At 65.8% G+C, this 3,070-nt stretch carries 4 protein-coding genes; 3 read left to right on the forward strand and 1 reads right to left on the reverse strand.

The window, feature by feature from the left end:
* A partial coding sequence (locus EOA60_RS25960; RefSeq protein ID WP_164899534.1) for a GntR family transcriptional regulator occupies nt 1–417 on the reverse strand: 417 nt, incomplete at its 3' end.
* Between the two features lie 135 nt (nt 418–552).
* Here EOA60_RS25960 and EOA60_RS25965 point away from each other — a divergent pair.
* From EOA60_RS25965 to EOA60_RS25975, 3 genes are all read left to right on the forward strand, one after another.
* Entirely contained in the window at nt 553–1,140 is a 588-nt protein-coding gene (locus tag EOA60_RS25965) for an amino acid synthesis family protein (RefSeq protein WP_067328500.1), read from the forward strand.
* Nucleotides 1,133–2,926: an alpha/beta fold hydrolase gene (locus EOA60_RS39760; RefSeq protein WP_095826030.1), complete on the forward strand. Its 1,794-nt coding sequence runs from the start codon at nt 1,133–1,135 to the stop codon at nt 2,924–2,926. Before EOA60_RS25965 ends, EOA60_RS39760 begins: the two co-directional genes overlap by 8 nt.
* Nucleotides 2,923–3,070, forward strand: a 148-nt coding sequence (locus EOA60_RS25975; RefSeq protein WP_128312111.1) for an LLM class flavin-dependent oxidoreductase, incomplete at its 3' end; no start/stop codon positions are given. The genes EOA60_RS39760 and EOA60_RS25975, both read left to right, overlap by 4 nt.

The raw sequence follows: 3,070 nt of genomic DNA on the forward strand, positions 1-3,070 counted from the left end.
CGTCGTCGCGCGCATCACTGCCGGCGGCTTGCCCGAGGCCCAGGCCTCGAAGAGCTCGCCGAGGGCGTGCTCCAGTACGGCCAGTTGGCCATTGGTGGCCGATTGCGCGCAGGCGCGCGCCGCGATGCCCTCGAGCAAAGCCCTGAGCTCATAGATCTCGTCGGTGCGGCCGATATCCGGTTTGGCCACAGCCGGTCCATGCCCGGGGATCATCTGCACAAGGCCTTCAGCCTCCAGCTGCCGCAGGACCTCGCGCACAACCGATCGGCTGACGCCGAGCTGGTCGCAAAGCGGCCGCTCGACCAGCCTTTCGCCGGGCTGGAAATGAAAATCCATTATGGCCTCGCGCATGCGCTCAAGGGCCAATGTTCTCAAGGTTTTGGCGCTGCGATCGATGCGAAGCGTGTCGTCCTGCATGTCTCTGCTCCCTTGGCCGCCACGAAAACAGATTCCATGGCCGGTTGACAAGGTATTTGGTGCTCCATACTATGGTATACCATAAGACGACAGAGAAGTTGGCGTTTTCTCGAGCGCCACCTGACAGAGGTTTCCATGCAGCCGGCCATTCGCAAGATCGTCACTTACAGCGAGAACACGCTGATCGAAGGCGGCAAGGCAGCATCCAAGCCGCTGCGCCTGATCGGCGTCGCCGCCGTGCTGACGAACCCCTGGGCGGGTCGCGGCTTCATCGAGGATCTTTCGCCCGAGATCCGCGCCTTTGCGCCGGTGCTTGGAGAAACCCTGACCCGCGAGATCGTTGCCGCCGCCGGCTCGGCCGAGGCGATCGAGGGCTACGGCAAGGCCGCGATCTGCGGCACGTCGGGCGAGATCGAGCATGCCTCGGCGCTGATCCACACACTGCATTTCGGCAATCACTATCGCCGCGCCGTCGCCGCCAAGACCTATCTCGCCTTCACCAATCTGCGTGGTGGGCCGAACACACCGATCATGATTCCGCTGATGGACAAGAATGACGAGGGCCGCCGCTCGCACTATCTGACCGTGCATTTCCAGATCGGCGACGCACCGGCGCCGGACGAGTTGGTCGTGGCGCTCGGTGCTTCGATCGGCGGCCGTCCTCACCATCGCATCGGCGACCGCTATCAGGACCTCAAGGAAGTGGGCGACCTGCATGGCTGACGCCGTCGCACCTGGATGGACCCGGGCAGCCGCGCCCGACGGAACCGGCTTTATCCGCGCCGGATCGGGCGCGCCGGTGCTGTTCATCCACGGCGTCGGCATGAACGCGACGATCTGGCAGCCGCAGATCCAGCGGATGGCTGACCGCTTCGACCTGATCGCCATCGACATGCTTGGCCACGGCCGCTCGCCGCTGCCGCCGCAGGAGCCGGAACTCGCCGACTATGCCGCGCAGGCGATCCGGCTGCTCGATCATCTCGGCCTCGACAAGGTGTCCGTCGTCGGTCACTCGATGGGGGCTTTGGTCGCGCAGGAACTCGCGCTGCTAGCGCCGGAGCGCATCCGCCGTGTCGTGTCGCTCAATGCCGTGTTCCGTCGTCCGCCTGATCTGGCCCAAGCCGTGCTCGAGCGCGCGGCGGCGCTCACCGGCCACGGCGATGCGGCGGGGGTCGCCCAGACCATCGCCCGCTGGTTCGGCGATCCGGTTCCGGCCGAGCTCACGGCGGCGGCCGGGAAGGCGGCGGCAGCGTTGAGCGAGGTCGATCCCGAAGGCTACGCCCGCACCTATCGCCTGTTCGCCCGTGCCGACGGCGACCACGCCGAGCGCCTGCAGACCCTGGCCATGCCGGCGCTGTTCATCACCGGCTCCGAGGACAAGAACTCCTCGCCGGCAATGTCGGCCGCCATGGCCAGGCTCGCGCCGCATGGCCGCTGCACCGTTCTCGCCGGCCAAAGGCACATGATGGCGGCGGCGGCACCGGATCTCACCTCACGATGCATCGCCGAGTTCCTGAACGAAGGTGAAAGCCTGGAGCAAGGAGCAGCAGCGGACGCCAGCTTCGACAGCGGCGAGTTCCGGCGTGCGCTCGGCTCCTTCCTAACAGGCGTCACCATCGTCACCACGATCGGCGCGGAAGGCGAGCCGCGCGGGTTCACCGCCAACTCGTTCACATCGGTGTCGCTTGATCCGCCGCTGGTGCTGGTCTGCATCGCCCACAAGGCGCTCGGTCATCCGGTGTTCGCGACATCGAAGAGCTTCGCCATCAACATTTTGAACGAGACCCAGAAAGCGGCCTCCGGCATCTTCGCCTCGAAGGCAGCGGATAAATTCGCGTCGGTCGACTGGCGCCCGGGGAAGACCGGCAGTCCGGTTCTCGACGGCTCGGTCGCAACCTTCGACTGCGATATGGAGCGGTTGGTCGAGGCGGGCGACCATTCGATCCTGATCGGCCGCGTCCGCGACTTCCAGCACAATACCTCGCAGCCTCTCGGCTATTGCCGCGGCGCCTACATCACGCCCGGGCTCAGTCAGGAGGCGCTGGCCGCCGCCCAGCCCGGCACCGATGTCGGCGCCATCCTCGAAAACGGCGGCCGTATCCTGTTCCTCGAAACGCCGGACGGCTTCCTCGAACTGCCGCGCGGCCGGGGGCTGGGCTCGGCAAGCGACGGCAAGAGCCTCAACGGGCTTCTGGCCGCAAAGGCCATCGAGGCCCAGCTCGGCTTCCTCTTCGCCGTATGGGACGACGCGGGCAATCCCTCGCGCACCCATGTTTACTATCGCGGTACCTTCGACGTGCCGGCTTCCAGCGATCGAGGCATCCGGCTGATCGACATCGACGCGATCGACGGCTTGAAGATCGCCGATCCGGCCATCCGCTCGATGCTCACCCGCTATGTGCGCGAATGCACTGAAGACGCATTCGGCGTCTATGTCGGCAACGAGGTCGAAGGCGAGGTAAGGCCGCTCGCCAGGACCGTCGTCCTCAATACAGGTGACCAGGGATGAAGTTCTCGCTCTTCGTGCATATGGAACGCTCGGATCTCGTCAAGCCGCATTCGGAGTTGTTGCGCGAGCTGGGTGAGCTGGTCCTACTGGCGGAAGAGGCGGGCTTCGAGACCGCCTGGATCGGCGAGCATCACGGGATGGAGT

Origin of the sequence: Mesorhizobium sp. M1A.F.Ca.IN.020.06.1.1 (assembly GCF_004023265.1) — a bacterium.
Lineage (GTDB): Bacteria > Pseudomonadota > Alphaproteobacteria > Rhizobiales > Rhizobiaceae > Mesorhizobium.